The organism is Leucobacter sp. CX169 (genome assembly GCF_017161405.1).
Taxonomy (GTDB): Bacteria; Actinomycetota; Actinomycetes; order Actinomycetales; family Microbacteriaceae; genus Cx-87.
On record NZ_CP071051.1, the window covers coordinates 2,688,727 to 2,709,531 of the forward strand.

Consider the following 20,805-nt stretch of genomic DNA (forward strand, 5'->3'; position numbering starts at 1 on the left):
TCTCGGGCGCCGCTCCTGGATGACACGGATCATCCAGTCCTCTCCGCCGCGCTTCGCGCTCCTCGTCTTTACGAGCCTGATTTTCTTGTGGACCGCGATCCTCATGCTGCCGATGTCGGCGAAGTCCGGCACCGTGACCCCGCTGGTGGACGCACTCTTCACCGCCGTCTCGGCGATTTGCGTCACCGGTCTTTCCACCGTCGACATGTCGGCTCACTGGTCGCTCTTCGGCGACATCGTGATCCTCGTTGGCATCCAGATCGGCGGAATCGGCGTGCTCACGCTCGCCAGCATCCTCGGCCTCACGGTGACCCGTCGACTGGGCCTGCGCCAGCGCCTGCTCGCCGCCACCGACTCCAACCCCATGCGCACCGGGCGCGGCGCGAGCGAGAGCCAGGCCATTGGGCTCGGCGAGATCGGCGGCCTGCTGTCGGCGGTGGCCATCAGCCTGCTCGCCATCGAGGCTGCCCTGACGCTCCTGATCACACCCCGCCTCATGGCGGCCGGCTACGACCCCCTGCACTCGCTCTGGTACGGCTTCTACCTTGCCGCCTCGGCATTCACCAACACGGGGTTCGTGCCGCTCCCCACCGGCCTCACCGAGTTCGCGACCGACCCCTACATGCTCATCGTGCTCGCGCTCGGCGTGTTTCTCGGGAGCATCGGCTTCCCCGTCATCTTTGCGCTGTACCGGTACGCCATGGGCGGCGGCTGGAAGACGCATCGACGGCTCGGGCTGCACGCGAAGCTCACCCTTGTGACGACACTGCTGCTCGTCGTCGCCGGGTGGATCCTGATCGCCGGACTCGAGTTCAATAATCCCGCAACCTACGGCGAACAGGGTTTCTGGCAGACCGTTCTGGGAACGGGCTACGCCTCGGTCATGACCCGCTCGGGGGGCCTCGGCGTGATCGACCCGCTCGACCTCAACGGTTCGAGCATGCTCGTGATGGACATGCTGATGTTCGTGGGCGGCGGCTCCGCCTCGACCGCGGGCGGCATCAAGGTGACCACGATCGCGGTGCTGTTCATCGCGGCGTTCGCCGAGGCTCGCGGCTACCAGGACATGCAGGCGTTTGGCCGCCAGATCCCCGTCGAGGTGCTGCGCGTCGCCGTCTCGGTCGTCATCTGGGGCTCGACCATCGTCGCGTCCGCGACGATCGCGATCCTGCACATCACCGGCAAACCGCTCGACATCGTGCTCTTCGAGGTGATCTCGGCGTTTGGCACCTGTGGGCTCTCCACGGGCTTGTCCGCCGAGGGCCCCGATGCCGTGAAGTACATCCTCGCCGCCACCATGTGGGCCGGCCGCGTGGGTACGGTCACGCTTGCCGCGGCAATCGCCGCGAGCAGCCGCTCACGCATGTTCCGTCTCCCCGAAGAAAGGCCGATCGTTGGTTGACATTAGAAATGACGCCCCCGTCCTCGTGATCGGCCTCGGCCGCTTCGGCGCCGCGACGGCCGGCCAGCTCGACCGGCTCGACCGCGAGGTACTGGTCGTCGATACCGACGCGACCCTCGTGCAGAAATGGGCGGATCGCGTGACACACGCCGTCCAGGCCGACGCCCGTTCGATGGACGCGCTGCGCCAGGTCGGCGCCGAGGAGTTCCAGATTGCCGTCGTCGCGGTGGGTTCGTCGATCGAGGCGAGCGTGCTGGTCGCCGCGAATCTGGTCGACCTCGGCATCCCGCAGATCTGGGCCAAGGCGATCTCGCAGTCGCACGGCAAGATCCTCGAGCGCATCGGCGTGAACCACGTCATTTACCCCGAGCGCGAGGCCGGCGAACGCGTCGCCCACCTCGTGAGCGGCAACATGCTCGACTTCATCCAGTTCGACGACGACTTCGTGCTCGTGAAGATGTACCCGCCTCGCTCGATCCGAGGCCTCACCCTGGAGGCCAGCGGCGTCCGCACCCGCCACCGGGTCACGGTCGTCGGCGTGAAGACGCCCGGCGAGGACTTCACCTACGCGACGCCCACCACCGTGGTATCCGCGCACGACCTCATCATCGTCTCGGGCAAGTCCTCCGCGGTGGAACGGTTCGCCACGATCGGCTAGGTTTCCCGCGCGCTCGCTCCAGCGACCCCTCGGCAGGATCCGGCCGATCCGATCGACGGGCCGGATCCTGCCGGGTCGCCGCGGGACTGTTCGAAATTTCCGGCGTTCCAGACAGTCTGTCTGTGCGGGATAATCGACCGTCGCCCGCAGATTATTCGTGTTTCTGGCAAAAAATGCCGCTTTCTCTGCAGGAAGCGCCTCGGTGGATTACTTTCACCGAATATTTGGGTGTTACATTCGGATCTCCGAGCCACCCTGCTTCGCTGCGACGACGATGCCGCAGCGACACTCGTCGCAGCTGGCTCTCTCACGGGCCACCGACGTCCCGCTGATTGAGAGGACGTCGATGAACACCTACGACGCGACCCCGCACACCGCACACACCGGGTTTCCGGCGGCGAGCGGACTGTACGATCCCGCGAACGAGCGAGACGCGTGCGGGCTTGCCGCCGTCGTCGCGCTGACCGGCACGGCCAGCCACGAGATCATCTCGCTCGCCCTCGAGGCGCTCGAGAACCTCGAGCACCGCGGCGCGGTGGGCTCGGACGAGGGCACCGGCGACGGCGCCGGGATCCTGAGCGACATCCCCGACACGCTCATTCGTGAGTCGCTCGCCGAGCAGCTGCCGGGGGTACGCCTGCCGGCGCCCGGGCTCTACGCCGCGGGCATCGCCTTCCTGCCGCAGGCCTCGACCGAGCGCCGCGCGACTCGGTACCGCATCGGCGCGATCGCCGCCGAAGAGGGCCTCGACGTGCTGGGCTGGCGCACGGTCGATGTGCGCCCCGAGGTGCTCGGCGAGAGCGCCCGGGCCGCGAGCCCCGCGATCGAGCAGCTCATCCTGACGGCCCGCGCGGGCGAGCGCCTCGACACCGACGAGCTCGAACGCCGGGCCTTTCGCCTCCGCAAGCGCATCCAGCACGAGACCGGCTGCTACCTGCCGTCGCTTTCGGCCCGGACGATCGTCTACAAGGGCATGGTCACGACGCTGCAACTCTCGAGTTTCTACCCCGAGTTGCAGGACGAGCGGTTCACGTCCCGCTTCGCAACCGTGCACTCGCGCTACTCAACCAATACCTTCCCGTCGTGGAGCCTCGCCCAGCCGCTGCGCATGGTGGCCCACAACGGCGAGATCAACACGGTGCGCGGCAACCGAAACTGGATGAGCGCGCGCGAGGGACAGCTCGAGTCCGAGCTGCTCGGCGATCTGCGCCCGATCCTGCCGATCTGCTCGCCCGGCGGCAGCGACTCGGCGAGCTTTGACGAGGTGCTTGAGCTGCTCGTCCAGGCGGGCCGCAGCTTGCCGCACGCGCTGGCCATGATGGTGCCCGAGGCGTGGGAGTCCGAGACCGGCCTCGCCCCCGAGCTCGTCGACTTCCTCGAGTATCACTCGCTGCTGATGGAGCCGTGGGACGGCCCCGCCGCCATGATCGCCACCGACGGCAAGGAACTCGTCGCCTTGCTCGACCGCAACGGCCTGCGCCCCGGACGCTTCCAGGTGACCGACGACGGCCTGCTCGTCATCGCGAGCGAGACGGGTGTGCTCGATTTCGCGCCCGAACGCGTCGTGCAGCGCGGGCGCCTCAAGCCCGGCCGCATGCTCGCGGTCACGCTCGCGACCGGCGAGGTGCGCGATGACGACACGGTCAAGCAGGAACTCGCGCTGGCCGCCCCGTGGGGCACTTGGCTGGAAGAGGGCAGGATCCGGCTGTCGGATCTGCCCGAGCGCGAGCACCTCGTGCACCCGCCCGCGTCGATCACCCGTCGCCAGCGCACCTTCGGGTACACGGAGGAGGAGCTGCGCCTGCTGCTCACGCCGATGGCCCGCGAGGGCTTCGAGCCGCTCGCGGCGATGGGCACCGACACCCCGATCGCGGTGCTCTCGGACCGCCCACGCCTGATCTTCGACTATTTCGTGCAGCAGTTCGCGCAGGTCACGAACCCGCCGCTCGACGCGCTGCGCGAAGAGCTGGTGACGAGCCTCCGCGCCGGCATGGGGCCGCAGAATAACCTGCTCACCCAGTCCGCCGACCACGCCCGCCAGGTCATCCTCGACTTCCCGGTCATCGACAACGACTCCCTCGCCCGCGTCCAGCACTTCGGCGAAGACCCGCTGCAGGAACGATCGGTCACGATCCGGGGCCTGTACCCGGTCGATTCCGACGCGAAGGGGCTCTCGGACCGGCTCGATGCGATGTGCCGCGAGGCCAGCGCGGCGATCGAGCAGGGAGCCGAGTTCCTCATCCTGTCCGACCGCGACTCGAACAAGGACCTCGCCCCGGTGCCGTCCCTGCTCGCCGTCTCGGCCGTGCACCACCACCTCATCCGCTCGGGGCAGCGCATGCGCGTCGCCCTCATCGCCGAGGCCGGCGACGTGCGCGAGGTACACCACGTCGCCGCCCTCATCGGCTACGGCGCCGCCGCGGTCAACCCCTACCTCGCGATGGAGACCGTCGAGCTGCTCGTGCGCGACGGCTCGATCACCGGGGTGACCGAGGCCGAGGCCGTCGCCCGCCTCATCAAGGCGCTGGGCAAGGGCATGCTCAAAGTGATGAGCAAGATGGGCATCTCCATCGTCGCGTCCTACTGCGGCGCACAGACGTTCGAGGCCGTGGGGCTCGCGCCCGAGGTCGTCGACCGCTACTTCACCGGGACCGCCTCGCGCCTCGGCGGCGTCGGGCTCGACGTGATCGCGCGCGAGGTCGCCGCACGGCACCGCGCCGCCTACCCCGACGACGTCGCGGCGCTCGCGCACCGGCGACTCACCACCGGCGGCGAATATCGCTGGCGCAGGGGCGAGGAGGAGCACCTCTTCGACCCCGAGACGATCTACAAGCTGCAGCACGCCACCCGCACGGGCCGCCGCGACATCTTCGGCGCGTACACCGCGCGCGTGAACGAGCAGCAGGAGCGCCTCATGACGCTGCGCGGCCTGCTCAAGTTCGCGCCGACCAGGCCGCCCGTGCCGCTCGATCAGGTCGAGCCCGTCTCGGCCATCGTGCGGCGCTTCGCTACCGGCGCGATGAGTTACGGCTCCATCTCGCAGGAGGCGCACCAGACCATCGCGATCGCGATGAACCGCCTGGGCGGCAAGTCCAACACCGGCGAGGGCGGGGAGAGCGAGGACCGCCTGCTCGATCCCGAGCGCCGCAGCGCGATCAAGCAGGTCGCCTCGGGGCGCTTCGGCGTCACGAGCATGTACCTCACCCACGCGGACGAGATCCAGATCAAGCTCGCCCAGGGTGCCAAGCCCGGCGAGGGCGGCCAACTGCCGCCGGGGAAGATGTACCCCTGGATCGCCGAGACCCGGCACGCCACTCCGGGCGTCGGGCTGATCTCGCCCCCGCCGCACCACGACATCTACTCGATCGAGGACCTGAAGCAGCTGATTTTCGACCTCAAGCGCGCAAACCCTGGGGCCAGGATCAGCACCAAGCTCGTCTCCCAGAGCGGGGTCGGGCCGGTCGCCGCCGGCGTCGCCAAAGCGCTCTCGGACGTCGTGCTGATCTCGGGCCACGACGGCGGTACTGGCGCGAGCCCCATGAACTCTCTCAAGCACGCAGGATCCCCGTGGGAGCTCGGCCTCGCGGAGGCGCAGCAGACCCTCATGCTGAACGGCCTGCGCGAGCGGGTCGTCCTGCAGGTCGACGGCCAGCTCAAGACCGGGCGTGACGTCATGATCGCGGCCCTTTTGGGCGCCGAGGAGTTCGGCTTTGCGACGGCCCCGCTCGTGGTGGCGGGTTGCATCATGATGCGGGTGTGCCACCTCGACACCTGCCCCGTGGGCGTCGCGACACAAAACCCCGACCTGCGGGCGCGGTTCACCGGCCAGGCCGACCACATCGTCAACTTCTTCACGTTCCTCGCCGAGGAGGTGCGCGAACTGCTCGCCGAGCTCGGCTACCGCACCCTCGACGAGGCGGTCGGCGACACCGACGCGCTCGACGTGAACGACGCGATCTCGCACTGGAAGGCTGACGGGCTCGACCTCACGCCGATCCTGCGCGGACCGGAGTTCCCGGAGGGCGAGCCGCGTCGCTTCGGCCGCGCGCAAGAGCACGAGGTCGCCGAGCACTTCGACCAGCAGCTGCTCGGAATGGCGCGGGATGCCCTCGAGCGCCGCGAACCGGCGGTCATCCACCTCCCGATTCGCAACACCGACCGCGCCGTCGGCACAATGCTCGGGCACGAGGTGACGAAGCGCTTCGGCGCGGCAGGTCTGCCCGCTGAGACGATCGACATCACCCTCACCGGGTCGGCCGGGCAGTCGCTCGGGGCCTTTCTGCCCGCGGGCATCCACCTCCGGCTCTTCGGCGACGCGAACGACTACGTCGGCAAGGGGCTCTCGGGCGGCGAGATCTCGATCCTGCCCAGCCCGCAATCGGGGCACCGGGCGGCCGGCAACGTGATCGCCGGCAACGTCATCGGATACGGGGCGACGGGCGGTTCGTTCTGGATCGCCGGCGTCGTCGGCGAACGGTTCCTCGTTCGCGGGTCGGGCGCCACCGCGGTCGTCGAGGGCACCGGCGACCACGCGCTCGAGTACTTCACGGGCGGCTTCGCCCTCATCCTCGGCCCCACCGGGCGCAACATCGGCGCCGGCATGTCGGGCGGGGAGGCTGTCGTGCTCGACCTCACACTCTCGTCGCTGAACGCGGCCGAGCTCGCCTCAGGTGCGCTGCTCATGCAGCCGCTCGGCGGCGGGTCCGCCCCCGTCACCCCCGCGCTACTGGCCGTCCGCGAGAAGATCCGAGCGCTGTTGAAGCGGCACCTCGAGCAGACCGGCTCCGCCGTGGCGGAGGACCTGCTCGGCGCGATCGATCGTGACCCGGAGCGGGTGTTCGCCCGCTTCACCCGCCTGATCCCGCGCGACTTCTCTCGGGTGCTCGAGATTCGCGAGCGCGCGAGCGCACACGGCATTGACCCAGACGGCACCCAGGTCTGGTCGGAAATCTTGGAGGCAACCAATGGCTGATCCGCGCGGCTTTCTGACGGTACGCGAGCGCGAGCTCGCCCCGAAGCGACCGGTCGCCCTGCGCCTGATGGACTGGCGCGAGGTCGTCGACCCGGCGAACCCCACCGTGGTGGCGCGACAGGCATCACGCTGCATGGACTGCGGCGTCGCGTTCTGCCACCAGGGTTGCCCGCTCGGCAACCTCATCCCCGAGTGGAACGACCTGACCCACCGCGGCCGCGGCCAGGAGGCCATCGAGCGCCTGCACGCCACGAACAACTTCCCGGAGTTCACGGGGCGCGCCTGCCCCGCGCCGTGCGAGTCCGCCTGCGTGCTGAGCATCAACCAGCCGGCGGTCACGATCAAGCAGATCGAGAACAGCATCATCGATCAGGCGTTCGAGAATGGTTGGGTGCAGCCGCAGTCGCCGTCGCGGCTCACTGGCAAGACCGTGGCCGTCGTCGGCTCGGGGCCCGCCGGCCTGGCCGCGGCGCAGCAGCTCACCCGCGCCGGGCATACGGTCGCCGTGTACGAACGGGACGAGGTGCCCGGCGGGCTCCTCGCCCTCGGCATCCCCGATTTCAAGCTGGAGAAGGAGCTCGTCGAGCGCCGCATCGCGCAACTAAAGGCGGAGGGCACGCGCTTCCGCTGCGGCGTGACGATCGGCCGCGACATGAGCTGGGGCGAGCTGCGGCGGCGCTACGACGCCGTGGTGATTGCCACGGGTGCCACGGTGCCGCGGGAGCTCGAAATCCCCGGCCGAGGGCTCACGGGCGTCATGCCCGCGATGGACTTCCTGGTCGCCTCGAATCGCGTGCAAGCGGGAACCCTTGAGGCGACGCCGTTCGATGCTGCGGGCAAGCACGTCGTCGTGATCGGCGGCGGCGACACCGGCGCCGACTGCGTCGGCACCGCGCACCGACAGGGCGCGCGGTCGGTCACGAACCTCGCGATTGGGCGCAAGCCCTCCGAGACCCGGACCGAGGCGCAGCCCTGGCCCGTCCACCCGACCCTCTACGAGGTGTCGAGCTCCCACGAGGAGGGCGGCGAGCGGAAGTACCTCGCCTCGACGGTCGAGTTCGTGGCCGACGAGAGCGGCAAGCTCGTGCGCGGGCTGCACATCGCCGAGACGGGGTTCACCGAGAACGGCCGCGAGCCGATCCCGGGCACCGAGCACCTCATCGAGGCCGACCTCGTGCTCATCGCGATGGGGTTCACCGGCCCCGAGCCGATCGACGAGGACGGGCTCGCGCTCGGGCACGACAGCCGCGGCGCGTTCGAGCGCCAGCAGGACTTCTCAACGTCACTGCCCGGCATGTTTGTCGCCGGCGACGCGGGTCGCGGTCAGTCACTCATCGTGTGGGCGATCGCCGAGGGCCGCGCGGCGGCGGCCTCGGTCGATGCGTTCCTGATGGGCGAGACGGCGCTGCCGTCGCCCGTCACGGCCTTCGACCGGGCGTTCAGCTAAGCGCGGGCCCTCGCCCGAGTTCGGCTGATCCGGCCGCGCTCGGGCAGGATCCTGCCGGGGCGCGGGATCCTGCCGGGGCGCGGGATCCTGCCGGGGCGCGGGATCCTGCCGGGGCGCGGGATCCTGCCGGGGCGCGCCCGCGCCGACATACCCGCGCTCATTGATCAATGTGCGCCCCTCGAGTCGTCGCAATCTGCGGCTTGAGCACGCGCGAAGCCGCAGATTGCGACGGCTCGACAAAGGGACCAAGGGTGGAGAACCACAGCGGGGCAGGATCCTGCCCGAACCCCTAGTCCTCGCCGAGGAAGACGATCGACTCTGTCGACGGCTCGCGCTTGTTGGGGTCGAGGTACACGTCGGGCTCGAGGTAGATGACGCGCGCCGCGGGCACGGCCTCGCGGATGCGCCGCTCGGCGAGGTTCACCGTGACTGCGAGCTGGTGCACGGTGAGCTCGGGGGCGACGCTGATCTTCGCGCCGATCATGAACTCGTCGGGGCCGAGATAGAGGGTCTTCATGTGGATGATGCGATCGATGTCGTCGCCGGCCATCAACGCCGCCTCGATCTTCTCGAGGTCGCCAGCGCTCGCGCTCTCGCCTACGAGCAGACTCTTGACCTTGAGGCCGACAATGACCGCGACGCCGACCAGCAGCACGCCGATCGCGATCGTTCCGATCGCGTCGAACAGGCCATTGCCGGTGATCACGGTGAGGCCGACGCCCACGAGCGCGAACGAGAGACCGCAGAGCGCCGCAAAGTCTTCGAGCAGCACGACGGGCAGCTCGGGCGCCTTCGAGCGGCGGATGAATTCCGCCCAGGTCGCGTCGCCCTTATGTGGCCGGCTCTCGCGAATCGCGGTGCGCAGCGAGAAGCTCTCAAGAATGATCGCGATGATGAGCACCAGAATCGGCAGCCACCACAGCTCGATCGGGTGCGGCTCTTGGGCTTTCTTGATGCCTTCCATGATGGAGAACATGCCGCCGACCGAGAACAGCACGATCGCCACGACGAATGCGTACACGAAGCGCACGCGACCATAGCCGAACGGGTGATCCTGATCGGCCTCCTGCTTCGCACGCTTGCCGCCAATCAGGAGCAGCAGCTGGTTGCCCGAATCGGCGAGCGAGTGAACACCCTCGGCGAGCATCGAGGACGAGCCCGAGAAGAAGGCCGCGATGAACTTGGTCACGGCGATGCCCAGGTTGGCGGCGAAAGCCGCCAGGATCGCTTTGTTTCCGCCGGTCGCGCTCACGTCGATTCCCTTCAACCCCCGGGCACTGAACTGGCCCTGGCCGCGACTCCATCCTAGGATGTGGCGGGTGACCGACACGACGGAAATCTGCCCCCTCCCCACCACCGCGATCCTCGGCCTTGGCTCGATGGGGCGCGCGATCCTGCACGGCATGCGCGCGCCCGGCGTCAGCGTGGACGGTCCGATCCGGGTAACCACTCGCTCGATCGACAGCGCGAGCGCGCTCACGGGCATCGAGGGCGTCGTTCCGCTCGCGACCGAGGCGTCCCCTGACGCGAACCGCGAGGCGGTCGCTGGGGCCCGCATGGTGATTCTGGCGGTGAAGCCCTGGATGATCCACGACGTGCTGCGCGAAGTCGCCGACTCACTCGCTCCCGGCGCCGTCGTCGTGAGTGTCGCCGCCGGCATCACCACCGCCAGCATGGAAGCGCTCGTGCCCGAGGGCATCTCGGTGCTGCGCGCAATGCCGAACACCCCGGCCCTCATCGGCCGCGGCGTGACCGGCATCGCGGCCGGCGCGACCGCTGACGCCGCCGCGACCGAGGCGGCCCGCGCGCACTTCTCGACGGTCGGCGAGGTGCTCGTGGTCGACGAGGGGCGCATCGACGCGCTTTCGGCGATCTCGGGCTCGGGCCCCGCCTACGTCTATCTCTTCATCGAGGAGCTCACGGCAGCGGCTGTGCGGCTCGGGTTCACGGACGACGAGGCGCGAGTGATGGTGCAGGGCACCTTCGCCGGCGCCTCGGAGCTTGCCGCGCAGTCGGCTGACAGCCCCGCCGAGCTACGCCGCCAGGTGACAAGCCCGAAGGGCACCACCGCCGAGGCCATCGGGGTGCTGCAGGGCGCGGACCTGCCAGCGCTCTTCGACGCCGCGCTGGCTGCGGCGATCGCGCGGGCCGGCGAGCTCGCGGCCGGCTAGCACTCTCGGCACGGTCCCAGCAGGATCCTGCCCGCCGCGTCTGGCCCCTCGCACTTTCGCCCAGTAGTAGATCCGCGCTCAATAGTAGATTTTTGGCCTCCCAGCGCCTTCTGGGCGCGGATCTACTATTGAGCGCGACGGATAGAACACAGGATCCCGGGACCGGGGGCAGCGGCGCCTGGCGCGCGGACGCGCTAGCGCCGGGCGCGGAAGAACTCGCCGAGAAGCTCCGCGCACTCCGCCTCGCGCACCCCGGCGACCACCTCGACGGGCGGGTGCGGCAAGCGCCGGTCGCGCAACAGGTCGTAGACACTGCCGCACGCGCCAGCCTTCTCGTCCCATGCGCCGAACACGACGCGGGGCACCCGGGCGGCGGCGATCACCCCGGCGCACATGACGCAGGGCTCGAGGGTGACGACCAGCGTGCAGTCCTCGAGCAGCCGGTCGCCGATGGCGAGCGCGGTGCGGCGGATGGCGACAATCTCGGCGTGATCCGTCGGGTCGAGGCTCGCCTCCCGCTCGTTGCCGCCCTCGGCCAGGATCTCCCCCGACGCATCCACAATGACCGCGCCGACCGGGATCTCGCCCGCCTCGGCCGCGCGCCTGGCCACCGCGAGGGCGACGCCCATCAGGCGCTCGTCGCGTGGGTCCGCGGGGATCCCGCCAGTGCGCCGCGCCATGTTTGCCCCTCGGACTCGTCTAGTGCCCGGGTTTCTGCGACTAGAATCGCCCATATGCGAGTCTTCGTTGCGGATCACCCTTTGATCACCCACAAGCTTACGGTTCTCCGCAATGCGCAGACCCCTCAACCGACGTTCCGTCTCCTCATCGAGGAGCTGATGACGCTGCTCGCCTACGAGGCGACCCGCGAGGTGCGCGTCGAGCCTCATGAGATCGAGACGCCGGTCACGCGGACCACCGGTGTCCGCCTGAGCGAGCCGCTGCCGCTGATCGTGCCGATCCTGCGCGCGGGCCTCGGAATGCTCGAGGGCATGGTGAAGCTCGTCCCGACCGCAGAGGTCGGATTCCTCGGCATGGTGCGCGATGAGGTCACACACCAGCCGACCACGTACGCCGAGCGCCTGCCCGACTCGCTCGCAGGACGTCAGTGCTTCGTGCTCGACCCCATGCTGGCCACCGGCGGTTCGCTCGCCGCGGCCATCGAGTTTCTCTTCGATCGCGGAGCGGACGACGTCACCGCGATCTGCGTGCTCGGCACCCCCGAGGGCATCTCGGCGATGCGCGAGGCCGCCGGCGACCGTAAGGTGACACTCGTCCTCGGCGCGCTCGATGACGGCCTCGACGAGAACGCGTTCATCGTTCCCGGCCTGGGCGACGCGGGCGACCGCCTGTACGGCACCGCCGACTAATCCGGCCCCAGGCCATCGGCCCCACGTTCCACTAACCAAAAACTGCGTTGCGCCGCCGCGTAGCGCAGTTTTTTGTTCCCTGGCGCGCCCATCTCACCCCGAATCCTCAAACCCCACTTGACAGGTGACGAAGAGTTGAGATTTACTAAGCCTCATGTCTGACACCACTCGCACCCAGTCCGCCCTCGAGGTGAATTTTGGGATTACCGGCATGATGATGGCCGGTGCAGGTGTTGCGCGTTGCCGAATGTGCAGCTAGCTACGAAGGTACAGCCGGGCGCTTAGCGCCCCCACCGCACTCGCGGTCACTCCCGGACGGTTCTCGCCCCTTGAGCATTGAGCTCCCACAGGGCCCGTCCTAGCTCACGCACATCCGGCGCCAAGGACGGCGCCAGGCCTGACCTGCTCAGCAGGGGGCCACGGCTCGAAGGAACCCATCATCATGTCTACCCTCACCACTTCCGCAACTCCCCAGACCGCCCCCACCGCAGCCCGCGCACTTCCGCAGGGCGCCGAGGTTCGCGGTTTCGCCCTCTACGTGGGGCTCGCCGATGCGAAGATCGCGGCGGGCGACCCCCGCCTCGGCGCCATCGTCGAACAGCTCAAGCAGCTCGTCGCCGAGCTCGCCCCCGCCGCCGAGACCTACGCCTCCGTCGCCATTGCCCCCGAGGGCGCCGGCGGTCGCGACGTCGACGTGGTCCGCCTCGCTCTCGGCGATCCTGCCGCCCACGCACGCCAGAAGCCTGTCGAGGACGAGCAGGATCGCGCCCGAGCCGGCGTCGTCATCGACCTGTCGCGCAAGCGCCTGCTGCTCGATAGCGTCGTCGCGCCGCTCACCTTCAAGGAGTTCGAGCTACTGCAGTACTTCGTGCTGCGCGAGGGGCGTACCGTCGCCCGCGAGGAGATCATCGAGGCGCTGTGGAGCGACGCGCCCATCGAGGAGGTGCCAAACGAGCGCACAATCGACGTGCACGTCCGCCGCCTCCGCGTGAAGCTCGCGCAGTACCAGGACATCGTGCGCACGGTGCGCGGCACCGGCTACCGCTTCGACCGGCACGCCGACGTCTCCATCCTGCAGTCCGCGACGCCGAGCCCGGACATCTTCTAGGCGCTATCCGCGGCGTTTCCCGCCTGATCGCAGGGTGAACTGACTCCAAATCTTGACCCTCAATCGGCGACATGTTCGCCCGAGATGGCTATGCTGAGAATGAAATGGCCCGCGCGTTTGGAACCTTCGGCGAACGGGCTGACCCGAGTGTCTGATCAAAGGAGATGACCGTGACTACTCTTCCCCCAGAGCCGAACGACGGCGATTCGGCGGCGCAGCAGCCCGGCGCTCCCGTGCCCCCGCCGGCGGCACCGGTTCCCCCGGCTGCCCCCACGCCGCCTCCCGCAGCGCCCGCTGCTCCGGTTCCGCCGCAGCCGCAGTACCAGCAGCCCCAGTACCAGCAGCCCCAGTACCAGCAGCCCCAGCAGCCGGGCTACCAGCAGCCCCAGTACGCTGCAGCTGACCCGGCCGCGCAGGCCGCCAGCATGGTCACCCTGAACTACTGGCTGTCAGTGTTCTTCACGTGGCTGCCGGCGCTCATCTTCTACTTCGTCGAGAAGGGGAAGAACCCGCTCGCCGATCAGTACCACCGCGAGAACCTGAACTTCTCGCTCGTGCGTATGATCCCGATCGTCGCCACCTGGGTGCTCGCGTTCATCCCGTACCTCGGCGCGATCCTCGCGGTCCTGCTCTGGATCGTCTCGGCAGTGCTCTTCGTATTCCACATCATTGCGGCGGTGAAGGCGACCGAGAACTTCAAGCAGGGCATCCCCTCGAAGTTCATCTTCAATATCCCGTTCATCAAGTAACCCAGTACGCAAGAAGGGCCCCGGATCACGTGATCCGGGGCCCTTCTTGCGTCGGGCAGGCTACTCGGCGCTCACGCGCGCGAACACCCGCTCGCCGCCGATCCAGGTCTCGTCGACCCGAACAGTGTGGAGGTCTTCGCTGTCGAGGGCGAAGGGGTCTCGATCCAGGATCACGAAGTCGGCGTAGAACCCGTCCGCCAGGCGGCCCGTCGCGTGATCAAGGTGGTTGATGCGGGCGGTGCCCTGCGTGTACGCGTCGACGAACTGCTTGACGGTCAACTTCTGCAGCTCGGGGCCGAGCACGGGGAGCGTGCTTCCCGGGTGAGTTCGGTTGACCGCGACGTGCAGTGCCTCGATCGGGTTCGGGCTTGACACCGACCAGTCGCTGCCGGCAGCGAGGTGCGCGCCGGTCGCCGCAATCTCGCCAAACGGGTAATGGTGCTGCTCGGAGTCAGCGGGCAGGAACGGGAGCGTGAGCTCGTCGAGCTGCTGCTCGTGAGCGGCCCACAGCGCCTGCAGGTTGGCGGTGGCCCCGAGGGGAGCGAAGCGCGCGACGTCCTCCGAACGCACGACCTGCAGGTGCGCGAGGTGGTGACGGTTATCGGTGGCACCGTTCGCCGTGCGCGCCTGCTCGAGGGCGTCCAGGGCATTCGTGACCGCGCGATCGCCCAGGGCGTGGAAGTGCACCTGCATACCGTTCGCGTCGAGCTCGGTCACGAAACCGGCCATTTCTTCAGGGTCGAAGAAAGAGATGCCGCGGTTGCCCGAGTCGTGCCCGTGCGGATCAAGGTACGGGGCGTGCATGGCCGCGGTGAAGTTCTCGGCGACCCCGTCAACCATCACCTTGACCGAGCCAACCGAAAAGCGGTCAGGATCGCAGGATGCCGCGATGCGGTCGCGCCGCTCGAGCACCTCGGCGAGCTGACCCTCGCCGTCCTCGCGGCTCCACCACTGGGCGCCTCGCACGCGTGCTTTCAGGGTGCCTTCGGCAATCGCACGCTCATAGATCGGCACCGTATCGGGGCTCCCCATGAAACGTCCGACGGCGGCATCCTGCCAGGCAGTGATCCCAAACTGGTACAGGTGCTCCTGAGCCGCGAGCAGTCCGGCATAGCCCTGCTCGTCCGACGCGGAGGGCTTGACCCCGTGGAAGAGCGACATCGCGCCCTCATGAACCGTCCCCGCGGGGAACCCGTCGGGCTCGCGCTCAAACCGGCCATCGGCAGGATCCTGCGTGCTCGCGTCAAGCCCGGCGAGTTCGAGCGCGCGGGTGTTCACCCAGGCGCCGTGGTGGTCGCGGTTCTCGAGCATGACCGGTCGGTCAGGGACGATCTCGTCAAGCATCTGGCGGGTGGGCGTGCCGCCCGGGAAGAAGTCCATCGACCAGCCGGCGCCGACGATCCAGCTGACGTCGGGGTTGGCGTCCGCGTAGACACGGACCGCTTCGAGCGCTTCTTCGGCGTTCTCGCTCGAGCTTAAATCACAGCTGAGCATCTCGATCCCGGCAATGACGGGGTGCAGGTGGGCGTCCTGGAACCCCGGCAAAAGCAGGCGGCCGTCCAGATCGACGCGCGAGGCGGCGGTCTCGGCCAGGCGCGCGACCTCGTCGGCGTCGGTGCTCACGATGCGGCCTGCGGCGACCGCGACGCCGCCGCGGCGCGGCGCACTCTCGTCGCCGGTATAGATCCATCCGTTTTCAAACACCACATCTACCGGGGCGTTCTGCACGTCGACGTTGACCATTGTTCCTCCTTGGTGCACCGACCACCCGGTACATCCACCAGCGTATTCGGGCCCGCGGACAACGTCAACGTCACTGACAAGCAAACTGTGGCGACCATAGGCGCACCGTCGATACACTGACCTAACGCGCCAGAGGGCGCACGACGAGGAGGCGCGATGTCAGAGCACACTTCGACTCGGCCGCGACGTGGCCGGATCGACCGCGAAATGATCCTCGACGCCCTGCTGCGCCTCTCACAGGAGGACCCGCGCAGTCGCCTCACGTTTCAGCGCCTGGGCGCCGACCTCGGCGTCGACGCCACCGCGATGTATCGCCACTTCCGCAACAAAGACGAGCTCATGCGGGCGGCGCTCGATCGCCTCATGGAGCGCACCGTGCTCGCGACGACAACGGCCACGGCGGGCATGCCATGGCGCGCGCGCGTCGAACACCTCGCGCAGCACATTGCCGAGGCAGCGCTCGTCTACCCGACCATCGGCCAGGATGCCGCAACCCTCACCACCCAGGGCCCCGGCGAGGCTTCCGAGATGGAGTTCCTGCTCACCGCCTTCCACGAGGCTGGCTATCGCGACGACGCGCTCGTGCGCGCCTACGCCGCCTTTGACAGCGCGCTGCTCGCGCTCGTCGCCGGAATGGCCCGCGAGGCGGCGCTCGACGATCACGTCGCCCCGGGCTCGCCCGCTCCCTGGGTCGAGCGGCTTTCGCTGCCGAACTCGTCTGATTACCCGCTGATCGTTGCGCACCAGGAACAGCTCGTCGCGCTCGACGGAATGAACGTGTTTCATGCCGCGATCGGGGCCATTCTGGACTCGATCGAGCGCGCCGCCGAGCCGAACTCGCAGTAGTTCACCCGGGACAACCCTGGGTCTACCTGAGTGCTCCGGGCCGAAATTTGCGAACACATTCCCAAACCGCAGGCATCTTCGTCTAGACTCTGATTAGGCGCTCAACCGCGCTACATGTCCCGACGAACACTCGAAGGCGAGTCTCGGCGGCCAACGAAAAGAAGTTTCTTATCACCACCTGCACCACCCTTGCCCCACACACAGCTTCCAGCGATCCTCGCATTCTGCGAGTCCTGGCCACGGGCCCCAGAGCTTCATCCCTCTGCTGAGTCCATCTCTATCGCCGCATCAGCCGCCTCGACCTCTTCGTGTCGATCGCCGCACACCGGCACCCACCCCCACAATCGTCTGCGTCGACTGAGTCGAAACAGCACATACGCCGCACTTGCGGCATTAATGAAAGAAGAAAAGCAACATGGCAACTGGCACAGTAAAGTGGTTCAACTCGGAAAAGGGCTTCGGATTCATCGAGCCCGACGACGGCTCGGCCGACGTCTTCGCTCACTTCTCGGCGATTAGCGGCAGCGGCTACCGCAGCCTCGAAGAGGCCCAGAAGGTAGAGTACGAAACCGAGCGCGGCCCCAAGGGCCCGCAGGCTGCGAACATTCGCGCCCTCTAGGTCGTATTTACGGTTTGATGGGGGCTCTCGATTGCGAGAGTCCCCATCGATCCGGACCTTCTCTTTACCCGCGGATCGGTCCAGCGTTCCCAACAGTGAACTGGACTTCTCATCTCCGCAACCAGCATTGTCGATACCAATCTCGGCCCGCTTCGCCAGACGTACGCCCGCACCGATTCTTTCCCCAAGATCGCCCACGCGTACACCCAGGTCTCCCGCACCGTTCGTGATGCCGGACTCCTCCGCCGCACTCCGTGGTTCTACCGGATGGTTGGCGCTGTACTCGTCGTTCTCTTCGCTGGCTGCGTCACCGGATTCATCCTGCTCGGCGACAGCTGGTTCCAGCTGCTCATTGCTGGAGCAGTCGGCATCGTCTTCACCCAGGCCGCGTTCCTGACTCACGAGTCCGCGCACCGCCAGATCCTCGCGACTGGCCCCTCGAACGACCGGCTGGCCCGCGTGCTCGCCGCGTCGATCGGCCTGAGCTACTCGTGGTGGGACTCAAAGCACACGCGTCACCACTCGAACCCCAACACCGTAGGCAAAGATCCCGACATTGATGTCGACACGATCGTCTTCCTCGAAGAGGACGCCGCCAAGGTCAAGGGCCCCCTTCTCTTCATCACCCGCCACCAGGGCTGGCTCTTCTTCCCGCTGCTCACGCTCGAGGGACTGAACCTGCACTACCTGAGCTACAAGCACCTGCTCACGCAGCGCGGCGTCAAGCAGCGCTGGGCCGAGCTCAGCATGATCACGGTGCGGAACGCGCTCTACATCGTGCCCCTCTTCATGTTCCTGCCGATGGGCATGGCATTCGCCTTCCTCGGCGTGCAGCTCGCCGTGTTCGGCGTCTACATGGGCGCTTCGTTCGCCCCGAACCACAAGGGCATGCCGGTGCTCGCGCACGACGCCCGCCTCGACTTCTTCTCGAAGCAGGTACGCACGTCGCGCAACGTCTCGGGCGGCTGGATGGCCACCTGGTTCATGGGCGGCCTGAACTACCAGATCGAGCACCACCTGTTCCCGAACATGCCCCGCCCCGCGCTGGCTCGCACTCGCGAGATCGTGCGCGAGGCCTGCCAGACGCTCGATGTCCCGTACACCGAGACCTCAATCTGGCGCTCGTACGCCATCGTGATCGCGTACTTGAACCGCGTCGGCCTGGCCGCTCGCGACCCGTTCGAGTGCCCCATCACGGCGCAGTACCGCCGCGGCTAACTCGCGACGCTTACACAGAGGGGCAGGATCCGCGCGGATCCTGCCCCTCTGTCATTTCCCTGGCGAGTGCGGTGTTCCGTCAGGCGGCGCGCACCTCGTCGAGCGACTCCTCGAGCGCACCCAACAGGATCGGCAGCTCCGCAGAGCTAAACGCCAGGGGCGGGCGCACCTTGAGCACGCTCTCGTGGCGCCCAATCTTCGAGATCAGCACGCCGCGCGACTTCATCGCCTCGACGACCTGCTTCGCGAGCGCCGGTGCGGGCTCCCCGTCAACGGCGAAGTCGAGCCCCAGGAAGAGCCCGGCCCCCTTCGCCGAGCGGATGAAATCGTAGCGCCCGGCGAACTCCTCGAACTTCGCGAGCGCGAGCCCGCCGAGCTCGCTTGCCTGCGCCATCAGCCCCTTTTCGTCCATCTCCACCAGCACGGCCTCGCCGACCGCGGCCGAGACCGGGTTGCCGGCGAAGGTGTTGAAGAACTCGTTGCGCGAGCCGAACGCAGTCTGGATCGCCTCGGTCGTGACCACGGCGGACATCGGGTGGCCGTTGCCCATGGGCTTCCCCAGCGTGACGAGGTCCGGGTCCATGCCGAGATAGCGGTGCCCCCACATGTGCGACCCGGTGCGGCCAAATCCGCTCTGCACCTCGTCCGCGATGACGAGCCCCCCGGCCGCGCGCACGCGCTGCACGATTCCCGCGGCAAGCCCCGCGGGCACCCGCGGCATTCCCTCGGTCGAGAACAGCGGGTCGAAGAGGCTGGCCGAGACGCCGAAACCCGCCGCCTGCAGTGAGGCGATCGCGACGTCGAGCTCGGCGAGCGTCTCGGCGCACACCTCCGCCTCGGGGCGCGGATCGAGGTCGAGGTCCGGGATCCGGAGGGTGCGCACGTGCGCGCCGAGCGGTTCGCGGGTGGTGAGCCCGGTGGTGAGTTGCGCGAGCGTGATCGTGGTGCCGTGGTAGCTGTAATCCGACACGATGACGCCCGTGTTGCCGGTGAGTTGGCGCGCGATCCGCAGCGCGAGCTCGTTCGCCTCAGATCCGGAGTTGCCGTAGAAGACCCGGTCAAGGTGCGGCTCGAAGGTCGACAGCAGCCGCTCCGAGTAGTCGACGACGCGCTCGTTGAGGTATCGCGTGTGGATGTTGATGCGGCCCGCCTGCTCGGCGAGCGCCCGCACGACGCGGTCGTTCGCGTGGCCGACGTGGGGCACGTTGTTGTACCCGTCGAGATAGCGCCGCCCGTTCGCCTCGGTGAACCAGACCCCCTTCGCCGAGACAAACTGCAGCGGCTCGGCATAGAACAGGGGCGAGAAGGGCCCGATCGTGGAGTTTCGGCGGGCGATGAGTTCTGCGTTGCTGGTGATCATGATGTCCTCGGGTTGCGTCAAGCGGGTCGGGTTGGTCAGACGGCGGGCTGCGCGAGCAGCTCGCGGGCGAGGCGCACCACGTGTGGCAGCACGGACTCCGCGTGGAACTCGGCGGCCTCCTCGCCGCGGCGGTCCGCCGCCCAGCCCAGGTACGTGAGCCCGCGGGCGAGCAGGATCGCGGCGAACGCCGTGCGGTCCGCGTCATCGAGCGGCCGAATCGCCTCGTACCCGGCGAAGAGCGCGTCTCGGTACTCGTCATAGCGCGGGTGCGGGGTGAAGAAGTAGATCGCCGTGGCGAGGTCGAACAGGTGCCAACCCTCGGCGAAATCGTCGAAGTCGATGAGCACCAGGCCCGCGTCGGTACGCAGGATGTTCTCGGGGGTGAGGTCGGAGTGGATGGGGCCGTACCTCTCGGGGCGCTGCCCGTAGGCGGCGAGTACCTCGGCCACGCGGGCGATCGCCGCCTCCACGTCGGCGAGATCCTGCCCCGCGAGCTCGGGCAGCCGCAGCGGGTCGCCCCAAACGGGGTGCTCACCGACGAGACCGGCCGCGTCCCAGTTCTGGCGCGGCACCCCGAGCGTGAAGCCCGAGCGCTCGGCGGCGGCGTGAGCGCGGGCTGCAAGGCCACCCAGCTCGGCGAAGTCGTCGGGGTCGAGCTCGGCGGTGCCATCGAAGGCGGTGCGTTCGTCGCCGAAGTTGCCGTGGTTCTCGAGCAACAGCTGCAGGTCGACCTGGTGGGCGCCAACCGACTGACCCGCCCCGACAACGCAGAACGTGCGGTCGTCGCGAGTGCGCACAAAGCGAGGGACGGCGACGCCCTCCGCTCGCAGCGCCTCGACGAACTCGAGCTCGCAGACCAATTCGGCGTCCGAGTGATACCCGCGGCGGTGCACGCGAAGGACGTACTCGGTACCCGCGTGCGCCAGCGCGAACACGAAGTTCTCGCGGTTCTTCAGGAGGCGTAGCGGCGCGTCGGCGGCGATGCCGAATGCCGGGAGTGCCTCGCGGGCGAGCGCCGCAGCATTGGCGAGGGTGACGAGCTCGGTCATCGGCGACCTTTCATTCGTGGGGAGTGGTCTCACCACAAAACTAGACTGTTAGTTCAGAAATTGCATTTAGAAATCAATTTCATGCGCGTCCGT

At 68.2% G+C, this 20,805-nt stretch carries 17 protein-coding genes; 11 read left to right on the top strand and 6 right to left on the bottom strand.

The genetic code is table 11. The features are described 5' to 3' along the window. The first annotated feature begins 19 nt into the window (after window positions 1-19). The 4 genes from JW030_RS12295 (at window position 20) to JW030_RS12310 (ending at window position 8,479) form a co-directional block, all read left to right on the top strand. The gene (locus JW030_RS12295) at window positions 20-1,402 is read left to right on the top strand and encodes a TrkH family potassium uptake protein (protein WP_223159897.1); all 1,383 of its coding nucleotides are present in this window, start codon (window positions 20-22) and stop codon (window positions 1,400-1,402) included. Further along, window positions 1,395-2,060 (top strand): TrkA family potassium uptake protein, encoded by a 666-nt coding sequence (locus JW030_RS12300; RefSeq protein WP_188045544.1) that lies wholly within the window; start codon window positions 1,395-1,397, stop codon window positions 2,058-2,060. Before JW030_RS12295 ends, JW030_RS12300 begins: the two co-directional genes overlap by 8 nt. 346 nt (window positions 2,061-2,406) lie before the next feature. After that, entirely contained in the window at window positions 2,407-7,032 is a 4,626-nt protein-coding gene (gene gltB / locus JW030_RS12305; RefSeq protein ID WP_188045543.1) for a glutamate synthase large subunit, read from the top strand. Continuing rightward, a complete protein-coding gene (locus JW030_RS12310) occupies window positions 7,025-8,479 on the top strand; it encodes a glutamate synthase subunit beta (protein WP_188045542.1) in 1,455 nt (484 codons plus the stop codon). Before gltB ends, JW030_RS12310 begins: the two co-directional genes overlap by 8 nt. On the opposite strand, the gene JW030_RS12315 is transcribed toward JW030_RS12310, so the two are convergent. Together JW030_RS12315 and JW030_RS12320 are read right to left on the bottom strand one after the other, a co-directional pair. After that, entirely contained in the window at window positions 8,476-8,640 is a 165-nt protein-coding gene (locus JW030_RS12315; RefSeq protein WP_188045541.1) for a hypothetical protein, read from the bottom strand. The genes JW030_RS12310 and JW030_RS12315 overlap by 4 nt on opposite strands. A 128-nt stretch (window positions 8,641-8,768) precedes the next feature. After that, on the bottom strand, window positions 8,769-9,731 hold the full coding sequence (locus tag JW030_RS12320) for a cation diffusion facilitator family transporter (RefSeq protein WP_188045540.1): 963 nt from the start codon (window positions 9,729-9,731) through the stop codon (window positions 8,769-8,771). A gap of 67 nt (window positions 9,732-9,798) precedes the next feature. On the opposite strand from JW030_RS12320, the gene proC reads away from it, so the two are divergent. Then, window positions 9,799-10,650 carry a pyrroline-5-carboxylate reductase gene (proC, locus tag JW030_RS12325; RefSeq protein ID WP_256434432.1) on the top strand — a complete coding sequence of 284 codons (852 nt, stop codon included), beginning with the start codon at window positions 9,799-9,801 and terminating at the stop codon, window positions 10,648-10,650. Between the two features lie 194 nt (window positions 10,651-10,844). Here proC and JW030_RS12330 read toward each other — a convergent pair whose 3' ends face one another. Continuing rightward, the gene (locus JW030_RS12330; RefSeq protein WP_370567028.1) at window positions 10,845-11,330 is read right to left on the bottom strand and encodes a nucleoside deaminase; all 486 of its coding nucleotides are present in this window, start codon (window positions 11,328-11,330) and stop codon (window positions 10,845-10,847) included. Window positions 11,331-11,384: 54 nt separating this feature from the next. Here JW030_RS12330 and upp point away from each other — a divergent pair, with 54 nt between their 5' ends. From upp to JW030_RS12345, 3 genes are all read left to right on the top strand, one after another. Next, complete coding sequence (gene upp, locus JW030_RS12335; protein ID WP_188045538.1) at window positions 11,385-12,020, top strand: uracil phosphoribosyltransferase; 636 nt, start codon at window positions 11,385-11,387, stop codon at window positions 12,018-12,020. Between the two features lie 442 nt (window positions 12,021-12,462). After that, complete coding sequence (locus JW030_RS12340; protein ID WP_188045537.1) at window positions 12,463-13,128, top strand: winged helix-turn-helix domain-containing protein; 666 nt, start codon at window positions 12,463-12,465, stop codon at window positions 13,126-13,128. 170 nt (window positions 13,129-13,298) lie between these two features. Continuing rightward, the gene (locus JW030_RS12345; protein WP_188045536.1) at window positions 13,299-13,877 is read left to right on the top strand and encodes a DUF4870 domain-containing protein; all 579 of its coding nucleotides are present in this window, start codon (window positions 13,299-13,301) and stop codon (window positions 13,875-13,877) included. A gap of 60 nt (window positions 13,878-13,937) precedes the next feature. On the opposite strand, the gene JW030_RS12350 is transcribed toward JW030_RS12345, so the two are convergent. Continuing rightward, window positions 13,938-15,620: an amidohydrolase gene (locus JW030_RS12350; protein ID WP_188045535.1), complete on the bottom strand. Its 1,683-nt coding sequence runs from the start codon at window positions 15,618-15,620 to the stop codon at window positions 13,938-13,940. A 156-nt stretch (window positions 15,621-15,776) separates the two neighbouring features. On the opposite strand from JW030_RS12350, the gene JW030_RS12355 reads away from it, so the two are divergent. From JW030_RS12355 to JW030_RS12365, 3 genes are all read left to right on the top strand, one after another. Continuing rightward, a complete protein-coding gene (locus tag JW030_RS12355; protein WP_188045534.1) occupies window positions 15,777-16,466 on the top strand; it encodes a TetR/AcrR family transcriptional regulator in 690 nt (229 codons plus the stop codon). A 415-nt stretch (window positions 16,467-16,881) separates the two neighbouring features. Next, the gene (locus tag JW030_RS12360; protein WP_188045533.1) at window positions 16,882-17,085 is read left to right on the top strand and encodes a cold-shock protein; all 204 of its coding nucleotides are present in this window, start codon (window positions 16,882-16,884) and stop codon (window positions 17,083-17,085) included. Window positions 17,086-17,196: 111 nt separating this feature from the next. Further along, entirely contained in the window at window positions 17,197-18,303 is a 1,107-nt protein-coding gene (locus tag JW030_RS12365) for an acyl-CoA desaturase (RefSeq protein WP_188045675.1), read from the top strand. Between the two features lie 79 nt (window positions 18,304-18,382). On the opposite strand, the gene JW030_RS12370 is transcribed toward JW030_RS12365, so the two are convergent. Both JW030_RS12370 and JW030_RS12375 read right to left on the bottom strand, forming a co-directional pair. Further along, window positions 18,383-19,663, bottom strand: a complete 1,281-nt coding sequence (locus JW030_RS12370) for an aspartate aminotransferase family protein (protein ID WP_188045532.1) — start codon at window positions 19,661-19,663, stop codon at window positions 18,383-18,385. 35 nt (window positions 19,664-19,698) lie between these two features. Next, window positions 19,699-20,712 carry a phosphotransferase enzyme family protein gene (locus JW030_RS12375; RefSeq protein WP_188045531.1) on the bottom strand — a complete coding sequence of 338 codons (1,014 nt, stop codon included), beginning with the start codon at window positions 20,710-20,712 and terminating at the stop codon, window positions 19,699-19,701. Window positions 20,713-20,805 lie beyond the last annotated feature (93 nt).

Bases quoted from the DNA above. Each gene is read 5' to 3' on its own strand.
- JW030_RS12375 (WP_188045531.1), bottom strand. From the start codon at position 20,712: ATGACCGAGCTCGTCACCCTCGCCAATGCTGCGGCGCTCGCCCGCGAG.
- upp (WP_188045538.1), top strand. From the start codon at position 11,385: ATGCGAGTCTTCGTTGCGGATCACCCTTTGATCACCCACAAGCTTACG.
- JW030_RS12350 (WP_188045535.1), bottom strand. From the start codon at position 15,620: ATGGTCAACGTCGACGTGCAGAACGCCCCGGTAGATGTGGTGTTTGAA.
- JW030_RS12310 (WP_188045542.1), top strand. From the start codon at position 7,025: ATGGCTGATCCGCGCGGCTTTCTGACGGTACGCGAGCGCGAGCTCGCC.
- JW030_RS12355 (WP_188045534.1), top strand. From the start codon at position 15,777: ATGTCAGAGCACACTTCGACTCGGCCGCGACGTGGCCGGATCGACCGC.
- JW030_RS12370 (WP_188045532.1), bottom strand. From the start codon at position 19,663: ATGATCACCAGCAACGCAGAACTCATCGCCCGCCGAAACTCCACGATC.
- JW030_RS12295 (WP_223159897.1), top strand. From the start codon at position 20: ATGACACGGATCATCCAGTCCTCTCCGCCGCGCTTCGCGCTCCTCGTC.
- JW030_RS12340 (WP_188045537.1), top strand. From the start codon at position 12,463: ATGTCTACCCTCACCACTTCCGCAACTCCCCAGACCGCCCCCACCGCA.
- gltB (WP_188045543.1), top strand. From the start codon at position 2,407: ATGAACACCTACGACGCGACCCCGCACACCGCACACACCGGGTTTCCG.
- JW030_RS12315 (WP_188045541.1), bottom strand. From the start codon at position 8,640: ATGAGCGCGGGTATGTCGGCGCGGGCGCGCCCCGGCAGGATCCCGCGC.
- JW030_RS12360 (WP_188045533.1), top strand. From the start codon at position 16,882: ATGGCAACTGGCACAGTAAAGTGGTTCAACTCGGAAAAGGGCTTCGGA.
- JW030_RS12330 (WP_370567028.1), bottom strand. From the start codon at position 11,330: ATGGCGCGGCGCACTGGCGGGATCCCCGCGGACCCACGCGACGAGCGC.